This window comes from uncultured Christiangramia sp. (assembly GCF_913046405.1).
GTDB classification, from domain to species: domain Bacteria; phylum Bacteroidota; class Bacteroidia; order Flavobacteriales; family Flavobacteriaceae; genus Christiangramia; species Christiangramia marina.
Map to the genome: position 1 here is coordinate 1 of NZ_CAJWRQ010000065.1, position 17814 is coordinate 17814.

Genomic DNA, 17814 nt, shown 5'->3' on the forward strand with positions numbered 1-17814 from the left:
AAAAGCGGTTGGAACTATCGATAATATAGAAAAAGACAAAGCTCTTGTCAATTATGGTATTTTCACCACTTCTGTAGGAATGGCTCAATTGGAACTCGTACAATCTGCTAAAAAGAAATAGTAATGGAAAATACTTCCAAACATAAGATCATTCTGTTTGATGGCGTTTGTAACCTTTGCAATAACGCGGTACAGTTCATAATTAAACATGACCGCAAGGATAGGTTTAGGTTCGCATCCCTTCAAAGTGAAACCGGGAAAAGGCTCATTGAAGAAAGAGGCTTTGATCCTGAAGACCTGGATTCAATTATGCTGATTGAACCAGGTGTGGCTTATTATAGAAAATCTACTGCAGCCCTGGAAATCTCAAGAGACCTTGATGGAGGATATTCTTTATTGAAAAACTTCTTGTTTTTACCTGAGGGTTTGAGAGATAGCATCTATGATTTTGTGGCCAGCAATCGATATAAGTGGTTCGGGAAGAAGGATAACTGTATGATCCCTACTCCCGAACTAAAATCTAAATTTCTGGATTAAACGGTCTCCTCATTTTCAGGATGATAATCATCATCCCAGTCTTTAACATTTGGTGGCCCCATCATATCTACAGATTTCGCTACCATTAACGATACGGCAGCATCTCCGGTTACATTAACCGTGGTTCTACACATATCCAATGGTCTATCCACTGCAAATATTAAAGCCAATCCTGCTTCAGGAATTCCAGCTTGTGCAAGTACAATTACCAGCATTACCATTCCGGCTCCCGGCACTGCCGCTGAGCCTATAGAAGCCAATGTAGCTGTTGCGATGATTCCCAATTGGGCACCTAGTGATAGGTCCATCCCGAATGCCTGTGCGATAAATACGGCGGCGACCGCCTGGTAAAGACTCGTACCATCCATATTGATCGTGGCGCCAATTGGAAGCACGAAACTAGTAACCTCCTTATTTACACCCATGTGTTCTTCTACCCTTTCCATCGTAACAGGAAGCGTGGCAGCACTGGAACTTGTAGAGAAAGCAAGTAATTGAGCAGGCCCGATTCCATTAAGGAAAAATGATGGTGTATTCTTTGTAAAGATCCATACCAGCAAAATATATACTCCTATCATAAGAGCTAAACCTAGCAGTACAGTGAGTGCATACATAGCCAGAGCCGCAAAGAGATCTGCACTTGGTGATTCTACAACAAGTGCTGCCAGTAAAGCAAATACACCGTATGGTGCAGTTAGCATGATAAGGTCGATCATTTTTAAAATGACTTCATTAAAACCATCAAAGAAATCCTTAACTGGTTTCGCTGTTTTTTCAGGAATAAGGATGAGTCCGAGTCCAAAGAATATGGCGAAAAATATCACCTGAAGCATGTTCCCGTTATCGCTGGCCGCACCAAAAATATTACTCGGCACTAATTCTTCCAGAGCCTGTAAAGGTCCCGCATCCTTCTGCTTCTGGGCATCTGTGATTCTAACCGAAGCATCCCCTTCATAACTGGCAATTAGATCACTACGCGTTTCTTCAGAAATCGCTTTCCCAGGCGCAATAAGGTTTACCATGAGCAATCCTATGGAAACTGCGATCACGGTTGTAATTACATAGGTCGCAATGGTTCTGGTTCCCATCTTGGACAACTTTGAAATATCTTTAAGATCGGAGATCCCCTTGATAAGTGAGGCAAGAATCAATGGCACTGCAATTAACTTAAGTGCATTGATAAATATGTTCCCGAAAGGTTTGATCCAATCCCCTGTAAATTCTGGTCCCCAACTAAAATTAGTCATGATAAGTCCAAAAATGACACCAGCGGCCATTCCTAAAAGTATCTGCCAGTGCAACGCGAGTTTTTTCATATACCTAATATTCTACTATTAAATTTTTGATGATTTATTATGAAGAAAATAGTCGGCCATAACAATTGCGGCCATGGCTTCTACGATGGGCACTGCTCTAGGCACAACACATGGATCATGCCTTCCTTTCCCTTGCATATCCACCTTCTGTCCTTTGGAATTGATCGTTTGTTGCTTTTGCATTAATGTTGCAACTGGTTTGAAAGCTACTCTGAAGTAAATATCCATCCCATTACTAATTCCTCCCTGGATACCGCCACTTAAATTAGTCTTCGTAGAACCATCCTGGTTGAACTGGTCGTTGTGTTCGCTACCTTTCATGGTAGTTCCGGCAAATCCGCTGCCGTATTCAAAACCCTTTACAGCGTTGATGGAAAGCATCGCTTTACCAAGTTCAGCATGTAATTTATCAAAAACAGGTTCACCCAGACCTTTAGGGACATTCTGGATAACACAATCAACGATTCCGCCAACGGTATCACCGCTCGATCGAATTTCCTTGATATAAGTCTCCATTTCTTTAGCCTTGGCAGGATCTGGACAACGCACCGGATTTTTTTCAACTTCTGAAAAGTCCAGTTCCTGGTATTTTTTATTTAGTTCAATATGACCTACAGTAGAAACATAGGCATTAAATTGAAGAGAATTTAATAGCTGTTTGGCAATACTGCCAGCAACAACCCTACATGCCGTCTCTCTGGCCGATGATCTTCCACCGCCACGGTAATCGCGAACACCATACTTTTCGTCGTAGGTATAGTCGGCATGGGAAGGCCTGTAAGTATCTTTTATATGAGAATAATCCTTAGATTTTTGATTCGCATTTTTAATTACGAATCCAATGGGTGTTCCGGTTGACTGACCTTCGAAAATTCCTGACAGAAATTCTACAGTGTCAGGCTCCTTACGCTGAGTCACGATTGCAGATTGCCCGGGACGTCTTCTATCCAGGTCTTGCTGTATCTTCTCTATATCTAGCTTAACTCCTGCAGGACATCCATCAATCACACCACCAATAGCGACACCATGAGATTCACCAAACGTAGTTAATCTGAAGAGTGTGCCTATAGAATTTCCTGCCATTTATTCGATTTTGAACAAATGTAATTTTTTAAGAACATATTTGAAAGTGGAATCCTATATATTCCCAATGCAGGAAAAGGCTAATGCTTAATTTAGAATTATATTATTTAATCCATGAATTTCTAGGATCTTGTGGACTCTCCACTTTTGTCCTTCGCAAGAACTTCAGACACTCTGTTTAAAAGAGTCTCCATATCGAATGGCTTTGGGATAAATTCAACGGCACCTACAGATTTACAAAGGTCACCTACATTGTGCAATGCAGACATCATAATGATTGGTACATGAGCGACTTCCTCGTCTGATTTTAGTTCTGCACACACATCTGTACCATCTACACCAGATATAAGTTTATCCAGAAGTATCAGTTCTATATCATGCTGCAAGATATTCTCTTTAGTGAGCTTAGGTTGCTGAGATACAGTAACTTTATGATCTGAGAATTCAAGTATATCTTTAAGCATTAATCCTATAGTTTGATCGTCATCTACGATTAAGATTCTAGCCATTCTTCATTTATTTTAGGGGTAATATAAAAGTAAATTCTGAACCTTTACCAGGTTCACTTTTCACAACAATCTTTCCTTGATGTTTTTCTATAATTTCATTTGACAGATACAGTCCTATTCCGAAGCCTTCATAAGTTTCATCTTTATTTCCAGAGACTCTGTAGAAACGTTTAAAAATTTGTTGTTGTTCCTGCAAAGCAATACCAATTCCATAATCTTTAACACTTACCGCTGCTTGATTTTCATCAGTCTTAAAAATCCTTATGGATACTTTCTTAGCGTCTGGAGAATATTTTACAGCATTCGTAATAAGATTAGTTATAACCTGCCCAATTCTCTCTCGATCAGCATTTACAGATATTTGGTCCATGTGATTAATATCAATTTGCATTTCGCGATATGAAAAAGAAAGATCTTCAACTACCGTTTCGATCTGTTCATTCAATTGAAAATCGCTGAGCTCCAGAATTAGTTCATTTTGTTCAATTCGACTTAAATCGAGCATTTCAGATATTAACCGGATAAGTCTTTCGATCTGGCTTTCTATTCTATGTAAATATGGTTTCACAGGAATATTCTTAGAATCTGTCTCTACATTCTCAGGCAATATAGATTGTAGCAATTGTATGTAGCCTTTAATGGAAGTAACTGGAGTCTTGAGTTCATGGCTTACCAGCCTTAAAAAACTTTCCTTTCGCTTCTCATCATCTTTTAATTTATGAATTTCAGTACTGGAGGTTAGCCATGAGTAAATTTTACCGTCTACATCCTTTAAAGGATTGCTGCGACAGAGATGCCACAAGTAATCGCCTTTTTTATTCAGAAGCCTAATTTCAGTCTCTAAAGACTCACCATTACTCAAATGTAGCGCTACTTCATTGGAAACTCTTTCTTTATCTTCGGGATGAATAATATCCAACCACGGTCTTTCCAAAAATTCCTTCAAGTTTAGTCCAACATAATCCAACCAACTCTGATTGTAAAATTTGACCTTAGAATCCAGTCCAGCTATACTAATTTTATGAGGCATAAAATTAACGAGCTGTCTAAAATCAGTCTCACTTTTTCTGATTTGTTTATTCAGTAATGCCTGTTTAGTTACATCACTCGAGATATTTGCCACTCCAATAATATTACCATTACTATCTCTTTGTGGTTGATATAGGATATCAAAATATCTTTCTTCTATAACCCCGTCAATATTAAAGGCAATTGGTTTTTCAACGGCATGAAAAGGTTCACCGGTAGAATAAACCCGGTTTAATAAATCCACCAAACCTTGGTCTTCAATCTCTGGTAAGATCTCCACAATAGGTTTCCCAATTACTGTTTTTCCCTTCCCCCATACTTTAACAATAGCATCGTTGGCCATATCTACCACATGATCTGGTCCATGAAATATCGCTATCAAACTTGTTGTAGAATAAAATAGATCACGGAATTGCTGCTGGCTCTTCTTTAAATTATTTTGAGCTATTTTTCTTTTAGTAATATTTTCAATACTAAGTAAGATAAAATTACTATCAGTCCCGGATAACTGTATTTCACTAGCATTTAGAAGCAAGTGCTTTTCTGTACCACCATTGCCTTCTACCTGCATTTCGAAATTTGTCATTCTGCTATTTGAAGGTAAAATTGTTTCCAGTACAGTTTTGAGCTGCGGAATATCCCACTGAGCAGCCTTTACTTCATAAATTAATGTATCCTGAACTTCTTCAGAAGATATTTTAAATGTCTTAAGAAAGTATTTATTTGCAAATACAACTTTAAGTTTATCATCAAGGATTACCAGAGGATGATGAATGTTATCTATAACCGATTCCTTTAAATCAAAAATATTATTAGATAGAGATCTATTAGTTTTTGCTTCAAACTTAATATTTGCAGTTTCTAATTCATCAATTTTCTCCCTGGCCCGTTGTAAGTCTTCTTCGAGTTGCTTAATTCGCATTTCTTTATCCATTGACATACCGTATTCGAAGCTCTTATTAGTTTTAATTTAGAGGGCTAAATTTAATGTTTTGAAAGTCCTAGAATTACAATTAATAAAGCATTAACAAAACTTTGCGTCTTTAGGCAAGCGCCTTGTATAAAATACTTACCGGGTGTTGTGCTATTCTTCCAGTGCCATCCTTAATTTGGTGTCTACAGCTGGTTCCGTTGGCAGATATGATCGTGCTTTCATTACTCTTTCGAATAGCCGGAAATAGTGAATTCTCCCCTATTCGCATACTGATCTCGTAATGTTCTTTTTCATAACCGAAAGATCCAGCCATACCACAACATCCTGAAGGAATGATAGTTACTTTATAGTTTTCAGGAATATTAAGAATATCAAAAGTTCGGGAGGTATTGGATAAGGCTTTTTGGTGACAGTGTCCATGAATTTTAATAACTGCTGCCTGATTTGTGAAATGTTCCTTTCTAATATTACCTACTGCAAGCTCCTGTTTCAGAAATTCTTCAATAATAAAGCAATTCTCAGAAAGCTCATTAGCAGATTCCTTATCATCTGCCAGTCGTAGGTACTCATCTCTAAAGCTTAAGATCGCAGAAGGTTCCACTCCAAGCAATGGAGTTTCCTTATTTATTAAGGGATTAAATATTCTTATATTCTCATTAGCCAAATTCTTTGCGTCAGCCAGAAAACCTTTGGAAAGGTAACTCCTTCCGCTTTCAGGATGGTCAATCATTATCACCTGGTAGCCTAACCGACTTAATAATTTGAGCGCATCAATACCAACTTCTACATCGAGATAATTTGTAAATTCATCATTAAATAGATAAACAGTTCTAACAGGATCCTGAACTTTGAGCTTCTCTTTATTGGTCAGATAATACTTTTTGAGCGTAGTCTTTCCAATTGCTGGAAGTTCTCTTTCTACCGCTACCCCAAGTAATTCTTTTGCTATTCTGGAAGTAAATTTGTTCTGCATTACAAATCGTGATAGACCAGGAACTTTAGATGCCATAGCGTTTTGCTTGGTGATACCCGCAAAAGTTCGATCCCTTAAACTAGGTTTGTTCGATTTGTAATATTGAAATTGAAATTCAACTTTAAGAGCTGCCATATCCACATTGGATGGACATTCACTTTTACATCCTTTACAGCTAATACATAGATCCAGCACTTCCTTTAATTCTGGATGATCAAACCTGTTCTCCCTATCTGAATTTGTAAGAAATTCCCTCAAAGCATTTGCACGAGCCCTGGTGGTATCTTTTTCATCTCTGGTCGCCCTGTAACTTGGACACATGGTTCCTCCCGCTTCTACCGACTTTCGGCAATCACCACTCCCATTACATTTTTCGGCCAGCTTAAGAACTCCTTCAGCATCAGAAAAATCCATGATGGTTTCGATCTCGGGTTCTTTACGATCTGGAACATATCTAAGAGAAGTATCCATAGCAGGTGCATCCACGATCTTACCCTTATTAAAAATATTATCTGGATCGAAAGCAAACTTTATATCTTTCAGCAGAGAATACACTTTTTCACCATACATAAGTTCAATAAATTCTGCTCTTAACCTTCCATCGCCATGTTCTCCACTAAGAGAACCATTATATTTTTTAACCAGTTTCGCTACATCCAGCGTAATACTTCGGAATAAACCAACGTCTTCAGATTTTTTCAGATTCAAAATAGGACGTAAGTGAATCTCTCCGGCACCAGCATGTGCATAATAAACGGCTTGCTGATCATAATTTTTCATGATCTGTGTAAACTCCGCAATATAATCTGCCAATACCGGAATGGCTACAGCTGTATCTTCAATACACGCAACAGCTTTACGGTCTCCCTTCATGTTACCCAGTAATCCCAATCCGGCTTTCCGAAGATCCAGAGCGAGATCAATTTGATCACCATAAAGAACGGGAAAGGCATAACCAAGATTGGAACTTTTAAGTGTACTCATCAAAGCTTCCAATTTCTCCTCAAGTACTTCCTGTGTTTCTGCGCGTAACTCAAGCATCAGGATAGCCTCAGGATCATCTTCTATAAAGAATCTATTCTCACGATATTTCAAATTATCACTGGTGCAGTCGAGAATGATCTTATCCATCATCTCACAGGTAAATAGCGAATGCTCCATAGCTGGAACTACCGCTTGCATACAGGCATCAATAGAACGAAAATGCACTGCGATCATCGCCTTTTCTGAAGGAGGTAGAATATCCAGCTTTAGCGTTATTTCAATAATAAAAGCCAGGGTTCCTTCACTACCTGCAATGAGATCGCAGATATTCAGTTTTCTTTCAGAATCCGAGAATAGTTCAGTATACAACAACTCATCCAGAGCGTAGCCTGTATTTCGCCTATGTAGTTCCATAGGAGGAAAATTGCTAATGATCGATTCTTTGTTTTCTTCTGAATTAAGTATATCCTGGATCTTACGATAAATATCACCCTCCAGTCCCTTGATCTTTAATTTTTTCTGAAATTCAATTTTTGTAAGATCTCTAAACTCAACTTCACTTCCATCACTTAACAGTGCTTTGATAGATTTGATCCTATCCCGGGTTGTACCATACCTGATCGAAGTTGTTCCACTGGAATTGTTCCCTACCATCCCTCCTATCATACAGCGGTTAGAGGTCGAAGTATTAGGCCCGAAAAAAAGACCATGCTTATAAAGTTTTCGGTTGAGATCATCCCGAATCACTCCAGGCTGAAGAGTTACTGTCTTGCTTTCGGGGTCGATATTGATAATATCGGTAAAATGACGCGACACATCTACTACTATCCCATTACCAGTGCATTGCCCAGCCAATGAAGTTCCAGCAGTCCTCGGGATCAAGGTAATTTTATTTTCCCTGGCGAATCTTATAAGTCTAATAAGATCTTGCTTCGACTTTGGTATGCTTACAGCTAGTGGAATTTCTCGATAGACAGAAGCATCGGTCGCGTAAATAGTTTTCCAGAGCTCATCATGGCATAGCTCTCCTTCTAAATCTTTAGCAAGCTGCAGCAGGGAATTCTTCATTTTCATACTCAAATTTAGGAAGTTTCAGTTTACCTACTTAACAGAATCTTAATTAATATTAACAATACATTTACTAGCCTGGACGTTCTCATATTGGTAAACGGCATAAATTTGCCAGGATGAATTTAAAACAATCAAACATGAAAAAAGTAGTTCTATTTGCAGCTTTTATTTTTGGAGCTGTATTTCTGAATGAGGCCAATGCACAGCAGATATCTCAAAATGCACTTGGTTTAAGAGTAGGTGATGGTGGAGGATTTGGCGCCGAAGTTTCATATCAGAGAGCAACAAGTGAGAACAACAGGTTAGAATTCGATCTTGGATGGAGAAATGATAGCAATTACGATGCTATCAAGCTTGTTGGATTGTACCAATGGGTATGGAACATTGAAGGAGGTTTTAACTGGTACGCAGGTGCTGGTGCGGGACTTGGTAATTACGATGACAACCGAGGTGGTGATATAGATCGTAATGATGGTGTTTTTGCATTACTGGCTGGTAACGTAGGGATCGAATATAATTTTGATTTCCCACTATTGTTATCATTAGATTTCAGACCTGAAATTGGATTTTCAGATTATGATGATCACAATGAATTTACTCCAGATGTTGCTTTAGGTATTAGATACCAATTCTAATTGATGAGAAGATAAAAAGAAAAAAGGAGCCAATTGGCTCCTTTTTTTATGCTTTACTCAAAGCCTTATTGTATAGTTCCTCATACCTTGGAACGATCATATTGATATCAAAATCCCTTGCTGTTTCTCCAGCCTGCCTTTTAAATTTCCGTAGAACTTCTTCTGTTTCTAAAATTGATATAGCACTGTTAGCCATGGCCGATACATCACCTACTTCATGAAGATAACCTGAGAAATCATCTTTATTCACTTCTGGCAAACCTCCAGTATTAGTGGATATTACAGGGACAGAGTGAACCATTGCTTCAAGTGCAGCCAATCCAAAACTCTCAGTTTCAGAAGGTAGAAGGAACAGATCTGAAAAGCACAGGATCTTATCAATTTCATTACTTTGCCCCAGGAATAATACTTTGTCTCTCATACCCAGATCGCGAACCAGTTTTTCCGCTGTTTCTCTTTCCGGACCTTCACCTACCATCATTAAACGGGCACTTACAGATTTCTGAATTTCAAAGAAAATCTTTACGACATCATCAACCCTCTTTACTTTCCGAAAGTTACTTACATGTGTAATAATTTTTTCATCAGATTGCGCCATCAGTTCTCTCTGGCAGTCTGTAAATGTTTTCTTCTGAAATTTAGATACATCAATAAAGTTAGGAATAACTTCAATATCTGTCTTGACGTCAAAGTGCCTTAGGGTGTCCTCTTTTAAGCTTTCTGAAACAGAAGTAACATAATCACTTTTATTGATACTAAAGGTTACTGCAGGCTTATAAAATGGGTGATTTCCAACCAGGGTGATATCTGTTCCATGCAAAGTCGTCACCATTGGGATTTCGATTCCTTCTTCAACCAGCATCTTTTTAGCCATATAACCAGCATAAGCATGAGGAATCGCGTAATGAACATGCAGAAGTTCTATGCCGTAGTTTTTTATAACATTTACCAGTTTACTACTTAAAGCAAGCTCATAGGGTTGGTAATGAAATAACGGATATTCCGGAACGTTCACTTCATGAAACCTGATATGACTGGAAATTGTTTCCAACCTTACCGGCTGTTTATAGGTAACAAAATGAACTTCATGACCACGTCTGGATAGCGCTAAGCCTAACTCGGTGGCTACTACTCCGCTACCACCAAAAGTAGGATAACAAACAATTGCAATTTTCATTAATTAGAAATCTATAGATTCGTAAATCACTTTCTGGATCTCAGACCGGATATCTTCCCTGATGAGTTTCCTGTTCGTTGAATCAGGAAAAGTTCTGTTTGATAAAAATACATAAACTATCTCTTCTTCAGGGTCGGCCCAGGCGAATGTTCCTGTAAATCCGCTATGTCCAAAGCTTTTCATAGACAAGCAGTTACAGGTTGGCCCTGAAGATCCAAGCTGTGGTTTGTCGAAACCTACACCTCTTCTTACATTCTGTTCACAATAATAGCAGGTATTATATTTCTCAATAGTCTCTTCACGTAAATATTTCTTCCCGCCATAAGAACCACCATTTAAATAGGTTTGCATTAATTTAGCGACATCATTTGCAGTACTAAACAAACCTGCGTGGCCTCCAATTCCACCTTGCATCGCAGCACCCTGGTCATGAACATATCCACGAACAACCTGCCTTCGCCATAATTGATCATTCTCAGTAGGCGCTATTTGCAGGCTATCAAACCTAGTTTTGGGTAAATACCCAGTGTAATTAGCACCCAGGGATTTATAAAAATGTTCCTGTGTAATGTTTTGAAGCGAAGAGTCGTAATAGCTCTCCAGGTAATATTTTAATAGATAGTACGGTAGATCACTATATTTATAAGACCTCGTTTTCTCAAGATCGCTAAGTCTGATCGTATTGATAATAGTGTCACCAATATCTTTTCTTATAAACATATTGTCTGCAACCTGAGTATTGTACGTTTCAGAAGGTAAAGTGTTATAATATTTTGCAGAAAGTCCCTTAGTTTCAGAATCAAGGGTAGAAATATAAAAAGGGATCCAGGCTTGCAATCGAGCATAATGCATCAACATATCCTGCAATTTGATATTGGATTTATTCGAACCTTTTAAAGAAGGAAGTAATTCCCCAAGCGTAGTATCAAAATCAAGAACTTCTTTCTCATCCAATTCCATGACCAGCGGTAAAGTTGCCAGGATCTTGGTAAGAGATGCCAGATCATAAACCGTAGTATCGGTCACAGGCAACTCTTCTTCATAAGTTTGATAACCAAAATTCTTCTGGTATATCACTTTTCCCTGCCGGGCAACGAGTATCTGTGCTCCCGGGGTCATTCTTTCTGAAATAGCATAATTAATAATACTATCAATCTTCTGAAGTTTATGGGAATTCATTCCAACGCTTTCCGGAGTTCCATAAGCTAAACGATCAACATCCTTAGTATTAAAACCGCTTCCTGCTGGAAATTCATTCTGGATGCTAACCGGAAGACGACCTTTCGCCTGAGCTGCTCCAAAAATTATCTGACCCACTTTTTTCTGAGCCAATGGATGATTCTGGTAACCAATTAGGATCCCTTCAATATTCGTAAAGCTTTTTACATCAAGTAGTGCGTAAGGTCTTGCGAATAGTGCCAGGATTGTTTTATTTTTACGGGCAATCTCATGTAACCATACCAATTCGTTATTTGAAAATTTATAGGAAGCCCACGGACTGCTATTCGATTTGTGGAAACCAATGATCACACGATCATATTCTTCCAGTTTGTCAAGTAGCGAGGCCAACTTATCTGCCTGAACCCAATCTACTTTCGCATATTTCTTTAGCTGCTGAAGAAAAGCACTACCATCGTCATCCCCAAAATTCACATAGGCAATCTTCTCTTCTGAAAGATCTTTAACCGGAACTACAGCTTTATTATTTTTGATCAGCGTTGCAGCGTTTTCGTAGAGCTCTTCCAGTAAAGCTTCGTCACGTGAAGTATATAATTCTTCTATCAGGAAATTTGTACTAACCGGTTTAAATTTATCAAGACCAGCTTTATACTTAGCGTATAATATTTTCTTTACTGAAAGTGCCAATCGGTTTTCACTAATAGTACCATCATTTACTGCATCCATGATACTTTGAGAAGCTCTGCTAACGTCTTCACTCATTAACAGGATATCGTTCCCCGCACGAAAGGCATCAAGATCCACTTCTCCTGGTTCCATATTTCTGGAAACACCTTTCATGTCAAGTGCATCAGTAAAAATAAGACCATTAAAGCCAAGCTCTTTCTTCAGTATATCTGTGATAATATCTTTTGATAATGAGGCAGGCTTGCCATCTGTAGGCTCTAAATCTGGGACGTTGAGATGCGCTACCATGATACTACTAAGCCCTTCAGGAATTAATTTTTTATAAGGATAAAGTTCTACACGTTCGATCCTTTCCGCAGAGAAATTGATCGTTGGTAACGTCTTATGCGAATCGGAATCTGTATCGCCATGACCTGGAAAATGTTTTGCGCTGCTAAGTGCTCCCTCGCGGTGCATACCTCGCATAAACGCAAGAGATTTTTCAGTGACATTAAATTTATCTTCCCCAAATGACCTGTTTCCTATAATTGGATTGTCTGGATTGGTATTAATATCCACTACTGGGGCAAAGTTAAAGTGCACCCCCAATCTCTTAGTTTGCTTGGAAATAGCTGCGCCAGCTTCCTCGACCAGTTGATTATCCTGTATGGCTCCAAGAGTCATATTCCATGGCAAGGCAAAAGTGCTGTCAAGTCGCATGGCAAGCCCCCATTCGGCATCCATTCCAATTAGCAATGGAACTTTAGACATCTTCTGAAACTCATTCGTCAACTGAGCCTGTTTCACCGGACCACCTTTGGAAAAAATAAGTCCGCCAATGTGATTTTCAGCAATTAGTTTACGAATAGTATCGGCTTCGTTATCATTTTTAGACCAGATACTTGCCATGAATAGCTGCCCCACTCTTTCCTTAAGATTCATGGAGTCATACGTACTATCCACCCAATGCTTTTGAGCAGCATGATCTTTGGTGAACAATGGGTTTTTTACCTGGGAGAATGCACCAAGACTGAAAACTAAAAAGAGTAAAAGTGGTAATTTGAGGGACAGGGTTCTCAATATCATTATTTCATGAAGCGTTTATGCCAGCTCTCAGAAGCAGGTACTTCCCAATCTGTAAGATATTCGGCTTTGGTATTAACGAGATTATTGAATACGATCGTATTCATGGACACCGCTTTATCCTTAGCCATTTTTCTAAAATCGGTAAGTGTTTTATAAGCAACGAATTCTCCCTGTTTATAGGATACATTCATTTTATCGAGAAGATCCACATCATAATCTTTCTCCAGTTGTTGAATAAATTGCACGGAAGAATCGATAGAACAACCTGTTGCAGCATTCAATTTCTGATCCAGGGCTATTGTAATAAATCTTTTGTACTTGATATCGTAGGAAGCCTTAAGATCTCCTCCGTGTGCCGTCCATCTTTCAATGAACTGGTCTAATCTTGATGAGATCTCCTGTAATTCATCTTCTGTAAAAGATCTATTTGCCTGATAAATCCAAACTCTTGAATCTTCTGAAAGGCTATCAAATGGTACTAACATAGGCTAAATTTGTATTCACACAAATCTAATTGATTTAGCCTTGGAGTCAAATAGAGACTGGTCTTTTAACTTTTAGAATTTAAAGTTCGTCTGCGCTGGCGATCATTTCAGCAACATCCATAACTTCGATGCTATCTTCCTTTTCCTTGTTCTTAACCCCATCTGTCATCATGGTATTGCAGAATGGACAACCAGCGGCAATAATTTCAGGTTTCACTTCCATAGCCTGCTCAGTACGTTCGATGTTCACATCCTTGTTTCCTGGTTCAGGTTCCTTGAACATTTGTCCTCCTCCGGCTCCACAGCATAAGCCATTCTTCTTACACTTGCGCATTTCAACAAGCTCAACTTCAAGCTTCCGCAGAAGATCACGAGGAGCTTCATATTCATTGTTTGCGCGACCTAAATAACATGGATCATGGAAAGTAATTCTTTTTCCTTTGAATTTTCCTCCTTCAACCTTTAGACGACCTTCATTCAAAAGATCTTTTAAAAACTGAGTGTGGTGCATTACCTCGTAATTTCCACCAAGAGCTGGATATTCATTTTTGATGGTATTGAAACAGTGAGGACAGGCAGTAACCACCTTTTTGATCTCATAACCATTCAACACTTCAATATTGGTAGCAGCCTGCATTTGGAAAAGAAATTCGTTTCCAGCTCTTTTTGCAGGATCCCCGGTACAGCTTTCCTCGGTTCCTAAAACAGCAAAGTCCACTCCAGCCTTATGTAAAAGTTTTACGAATGCCTTAGTGATTTTTTTAGCACGATCATCGAAACTTCCCGAACAACCAACCCAGAACAGAACTTCAGGCTTTTTGCCTTCTGCCATATATTCTGCCATTGTAGGTACTTTAATTGCTTCTGCCATAAAATTTATTTTTTAAGTGAAAGAATTAATCTTTAAACACTTGAATTTTTACACTTTTTTCTACTAAATCGGTAAACTTTCCTTTGTAACGTGTGGCTTTTACCAAGTGGTTATCTATCCAGTGATAATTTCCGCCTCTTGGTTTTCCCATGAGTAAACTGTGATATTTAAATCCGTTTTCGTCTAGCCAAGTCTCCGTAATTTCGCGGTGATCTTCTGTTCTTGAAGTGAAAAAACAGATGCGATGTCCTTTTTCATACCATTTATTAATAGTATGTAGAGCGTCTTCAAAAGGTTTACAGGTTTTCATACGTTCCGGCTCTTCATTGGGAACGTCTTCTGTAATGGTCCCGTCTATATCGATAAGGTAATTTTTTACCTCTCGAGGAAGAACAGGACTTACCAATTCTCCATTTTCAGATTTATCTTTTAGTAAATCTTCTACGTCCTTTTCGTCTTTTCTTTCTTTCACAATTGTTTAGTTTTCGTTAGCCCAATTTAATCGGTCCATTTGGTTATATGGCCACGGAGCTCCATTATTTTCTATGTTCCCCATAGATATATTCAGTTCGTTGGGAGCAGCACTTTGTTCCATCATTAAATAACGTCTCATGTCGATAATAATAGAAAGTGGATCTATACCTACCGGACAAGCTTCTACACACGCATTACAAGTAGTACATGCCCAAAGTTCTTCAGTAGTAATATAATCGTTTAACAGCTGCTTTCCGTCGTCTTTAAATTCTTTATTTTTTTCTATATTTTTTCCTACTTCCTCTAAACGGTCGCGGGTATCCATCATAATTTTACGCGGAGAAAGTTTTTTGCCGGTCTGATTGGCGGGACATTCTGAAGTACAGCGTCCACATTCAGTACAGGTATAGGCGTTTAAAAGTTGTACCCAATTGAGGTCGTGTACGTCACTAGCTCCAAATTTTTCAGGTACTTCTTCTTCGCCTTCAGTTGCTTCTGGTGCAGCGAATGGATCTGCATTCGGATCCATCATTAATTTTACTTCATTGGTAACCGCTTCTAGGTTATCTAATTCCCCTTTAGGTTTTAGTTTCGCATAATAGGTATTTGGGAAAGCCAATAAAATATGAAGGTGTTTTGAATAGTATAAGTAATTCAAAAAGAATAAAATTCCTAGAATATGTAACCACCAAGCGGCTCGTTCTATAATAATTAAGGTTGAAATACTTAATCCGTCAAATAGTGGTAGTAAAAACTGACTTATAGGAAAAGATCCCATAATTCCGGCTTCGTTGGCGTAATGATGGGCTCCTAAGATTTGCAATTGATGATCGGCTCCATTCATGATAAGAAATAAGCTCATAAGCACCATTTCAAAATAAAGGATATAATTGGCATCATCTTTTGGCCATCCTTTCATTTCGTTAGACCAAAACCTTTTCAGCTTAATGATATTTCTTCGAATCCAAAAAACGATTACTCCTATTAAAACCAATAAGGCCAATACCTCAAAAGAACCGATGAGTATATCATAAGCAGTTCCTAAGAATGAAAAAATACGATGAGTTCCAAAAATACCGTCTATGATAATTTCTAAAACTTCAATATTAATAATTATAAAACCTACATAAACAAAGATGTGAAGCATCCCCGCGATGGGTCTTTTTACCATTTTTGACTGCCCTAAAGCTACCCTGGCCATATTAGCAAAGCGTTCGTTAGGTTGGTCGGTTCTATCTATATCTTTACCAAGTTTAATGTATCTGATTAGTTTTTTGATATTTCGGGCAAAAAAGCCAATACCAAAAACTAACGCGACCACAAAAAGTATTTGAGAGACTATTTGCATAGAAGGTGGTTATTTTAGAGAATCTTTTGGTTCTTTATATTCTCCTGCATTTTTTCCAAATACAGAGAAATGTACGTATCGTTTTGGATTAAGTTTAATATCTTGTAAAAGTTCTTCTAATTGTTTGGTGGCCCGGTCTAAATTATTATAGACTTTTTCATCTTTCAATAATTTTCCAGCAGTACCTTCTCCATTATTCAACCCATCTGCAATTCCTTTAAAATCTTTGATAACTCCTTCAAATTCTGTTACCAATCTATTTACTTCTACTTTAGAAAGGGTATCTGAGAAGTTATTTAAATTAGTAGACATTTCATCTAAATTAGTAAAAGTGTTGTCTAATTTACTGGAATTTCGATCTAATAAACCATCTAAATTATTAGCTGCATTTTTAAATGAGCCCATGGTTTCGTTAAGTTTAGCAATGGTTCCTTTTAAATTATCCCTTGTCTCTTCATTTAAAATTCCATTGATACCATTTAATAAAGAATCTGCACTTACTACTGTGTTTTCTATTTTTTCTTGTAATGGTTTTAAACGATCGTTTACCAATTCTAATAAACCTTCATCAATCTCCCCTATTAAAGTGTCTCCAGATTTTGCTATTTCTGCTGTATAATCAGGTAAAATAGCCATTGATTTTCCTCCAATTAAATCCCCTCCATAAATTTGAGCTTTACTTTTTTTAGAAAATTCAAAATTGTCTTGAACGGTCATCTTTACCAATATTCTACCTTTTTTATTTAAAAAGCCTATTTCGGTAATTGTTCCTACCTGTAGTCCATTAATGGTTACAGGGGAAGAAACAGATAATCCTTCTACCTCGTTATATACTGCGTAAAAAGTTCTGTTGCTATCTAATAAATTATTGCCTTTTAGGAAGCTGTACCCAAATACCAAAAGTACGATGGCGACTATAGCTAAAAGAGCAGTTTTGACTTCGTTGGTTAATTTCAAGAGTATATGAATTTAGTGATTAACAAATTTAAAGATTAAAAATAGAAAACAAGTCTATTTTGTTTTACTTTTTAACGCCTCATTAACGCTAATCTTTTGATTATTCTTAAAAGCGACAATATAACAATTTTTATAACCAACCTCTTTTGCTTTGCGTTGCTTTTCTTGAATGGCTAAATAATCTGAAGTACTTCCCAAATAATATTTGTAAAGTTTTCCTTCTTTTTGGCGACTTACCCCTTCCAATCCTTTAAAATTGTAGGGTTTGGTTTCTAAAGGCTGTGAACCAGCAGCTAATTGGACTTTAAAAGTGATATTATCATAAACTTCTGAAGCAGATGAAGTATTTTCTATAGTTGAAATAGCAGGTGTTTCTACCTCTGTAGAATGTAAATTTAAACTGTTTTTATAATTTAAAATCCCTTCAATAATAGAAGCGGCCATTTTTTGTTGACCTGCATTTGAATTTAAGAATTTCCCTTCACTATTATTGGTTAAAA

14 protein-coding genes and 1 pseudogene are annotated in these 17814 nt (G+C 37.8%); 2 read left to right on the plus strand and 13 right to left on the minus strand.

Annotated elements, in window-relative coordinates:
- Positions 1-123 precede the first annotated feature (123 nt).
- Entirely contained in the window at positions 124-537 is a 414-nt protein-coding gene (locus tag QZ620_RS09520) for a thiol-disulfide oxidoreductase DCC family protein (protein ID WP_295181074.1), read from the plus strand.
- Here the strand turns inward: QZ620_RS09520 and QZ620_RS09525 are convergent.
- The 5 genes from QZ620_RS09525 to QZ620_RS09545 all read right to left on the minus strand — a co-directional run bounded on the left by QZ620_RS09525 (position 534) and on the right by QZ620_RS09545 (position 8433).
- A complete protein-coding gene (locus tag QZ620_RS09525; RefSeq protein ID WP_295181076.1) occupies positions 534-1853 on the minus strand; it encodes a dicarboxylate/amino acid:cation symporter in 1320 nt (439 codons plus the stop codon). The two genes, QZ620_RS09520 and QZ620_RS09525, sit on opposite strands and share 4 nt — an antisense overlap.
- Positions 1854-1871: 18 nt before the next feature.
- Entirely contained in the window at positions 1872-2936 is a 1065-nt protein-coding gene (aroC, locus tag QZ620_RS09530; RefSeq protein WP_295181078.1) for a chorismate synthase, read from the minus strand.
- Between the two features lie 122 nt (positions 2937-3058).
- On the minus strand, positions 3059-3445 hold the full coding sequence (locus QZ620_RS09535) for a response regulator (protein ID WP_295181080.1): 387 nt from the start codon (positions 3443-3445) through the stop codon (positions 3059-3061).
- A gap of 7 nt (positions 3446-3452) precedes the next feature.
- Entirely contained in the window at positions 3453-5396 is a 1944-nt protein-coding gene (locus QZ620_RS09540; RefSeq protein WP_295181082.1) for a PAS domain-containing sensor histidine kinase, read from the minus strand.
- Between the two features lie 121 nt (positions 5397-5517).
- Positions 5518-8433 (minus strand): FAD-binding and (Fe-S)-binding domain-containing protein, encoded by a 2916-nt coding sequence (locus tag QZ620_RS09545; protein ID WP_295181095.1) that lies wholly within the window; start codon positions 8431-8433, stop codon positions 5518-5520.
- Positions 8434-8573: 140 nt separating this feature from the next.
- Here QZ620_RS09545 and QZ620_RS09550 point away from each other — a divergent pair, with 140 nt between their 5' ends.
- The gene (locus tag QZ620_RS09550; RefSeq protein WP_295181084.1) at positions 8574-9071 is read left to right on the plus strand and encodes a hypothetical protein; all 498 of its coding nucleotides are present in this window, start codon (positions 8574-8576) and stop codon (positions 9069-9071) included.
- Positions 9072-9117: 46 nt separating this feature from the next.
- Here the strand turns inward: QZ620_RS09550 and bshA are convergent, their stop codons facing one another.
- The 8 genes and pseudogenes from bshA to QZ620_RS09590 form a co-directional block, all read right to left on the minus strand.
- Complete coding sequence (gene bshA, locus QZ620_RS09555; protein ID WP_295181086.1) at positions 9118-10248, minus strand: N-acetyl-alpha-D-glucosaminyl L-malate synthase BshA; 1131 nt, start codon at positions 10246-10248, stop codon at positions 9118-9120.
- Positions 10249-10251: 3 nt separating this feature from the next.
- Positions 10252-13179 (minus strand): glycoside hydrolase family 3 N-terminal domain-containing protein, encoded by a 2928-nt coding sequence (locus tag QZ620_RS09560; protein ID WP_295181088.1) that lies wholly within the window; start codon positions 13177-13179, stop codon positions 10252-10254.
- On the minus strand, positions 13179-13664 hold the full coding sequence (locus QZ620_RS09565; RefSeq protein WP_295181090.1) for an ABC transporter ATPase: 486 nt from the start codon (positions 13662-13664) through the stop codon (positions 13179-13181). The genes QZ620_RS09560 and QZ620_RS09565 overlap by 1 nt, the downstream gene beginning before the upstream one ends.
- Before the next feature lie 79 nt (positions 13665-13743).
- Entirely contained in the window at positions 13744-14535 is a 792-nt protein-coding gene (locus QZ620_RS09570; RefSeq protein ID WP_295181092.1) for a (Fe-S)-binding protein, read from the minus strand.
- Between the two features lie 25 nt (positions 14536-14560).
- A complete protein-coding gene (locus QZ620_RS09575) occupies positions 14561-14941 on the minus strand; it encodes a phosphoheptose isomerase (RefSeq protein ID WP_150543886.1) in 381 nt (126 codons plus the stop codon).
- Positions 14942-15013: 72 nt separating this feature from the next.
- Positions 15014-16357 (minus strand): (Fe-S)-binding protein, encoded by a 1344-nt coding sequence (locus QZ620_RS09580; RefSeq protein WP_150543810.1) that lies wholly within the window; start codon positions 16355-16357, stop codon positions 15014-15016.
- A gap of 9 nt (positions 16358-16366) precedes the next feature.
- Positions 16367-17314: an MlaD family protein gene (locus QZ620_RS09585; protein WP_150543809.1), complete on the minus strand. Its 948-nt coding sequence runs from the start codon at positions 17312-17314 to the stop codon at positions 16367-16369.
- Positions 17315-17368: 54 nt separating this feature from the next.
- A pseudogene (locus QZ620_RS09590) lies at positions 17369-17814 on the minus strand (N-acetylmuramoyl-L-alanine amidase); the annotation flags it as partial.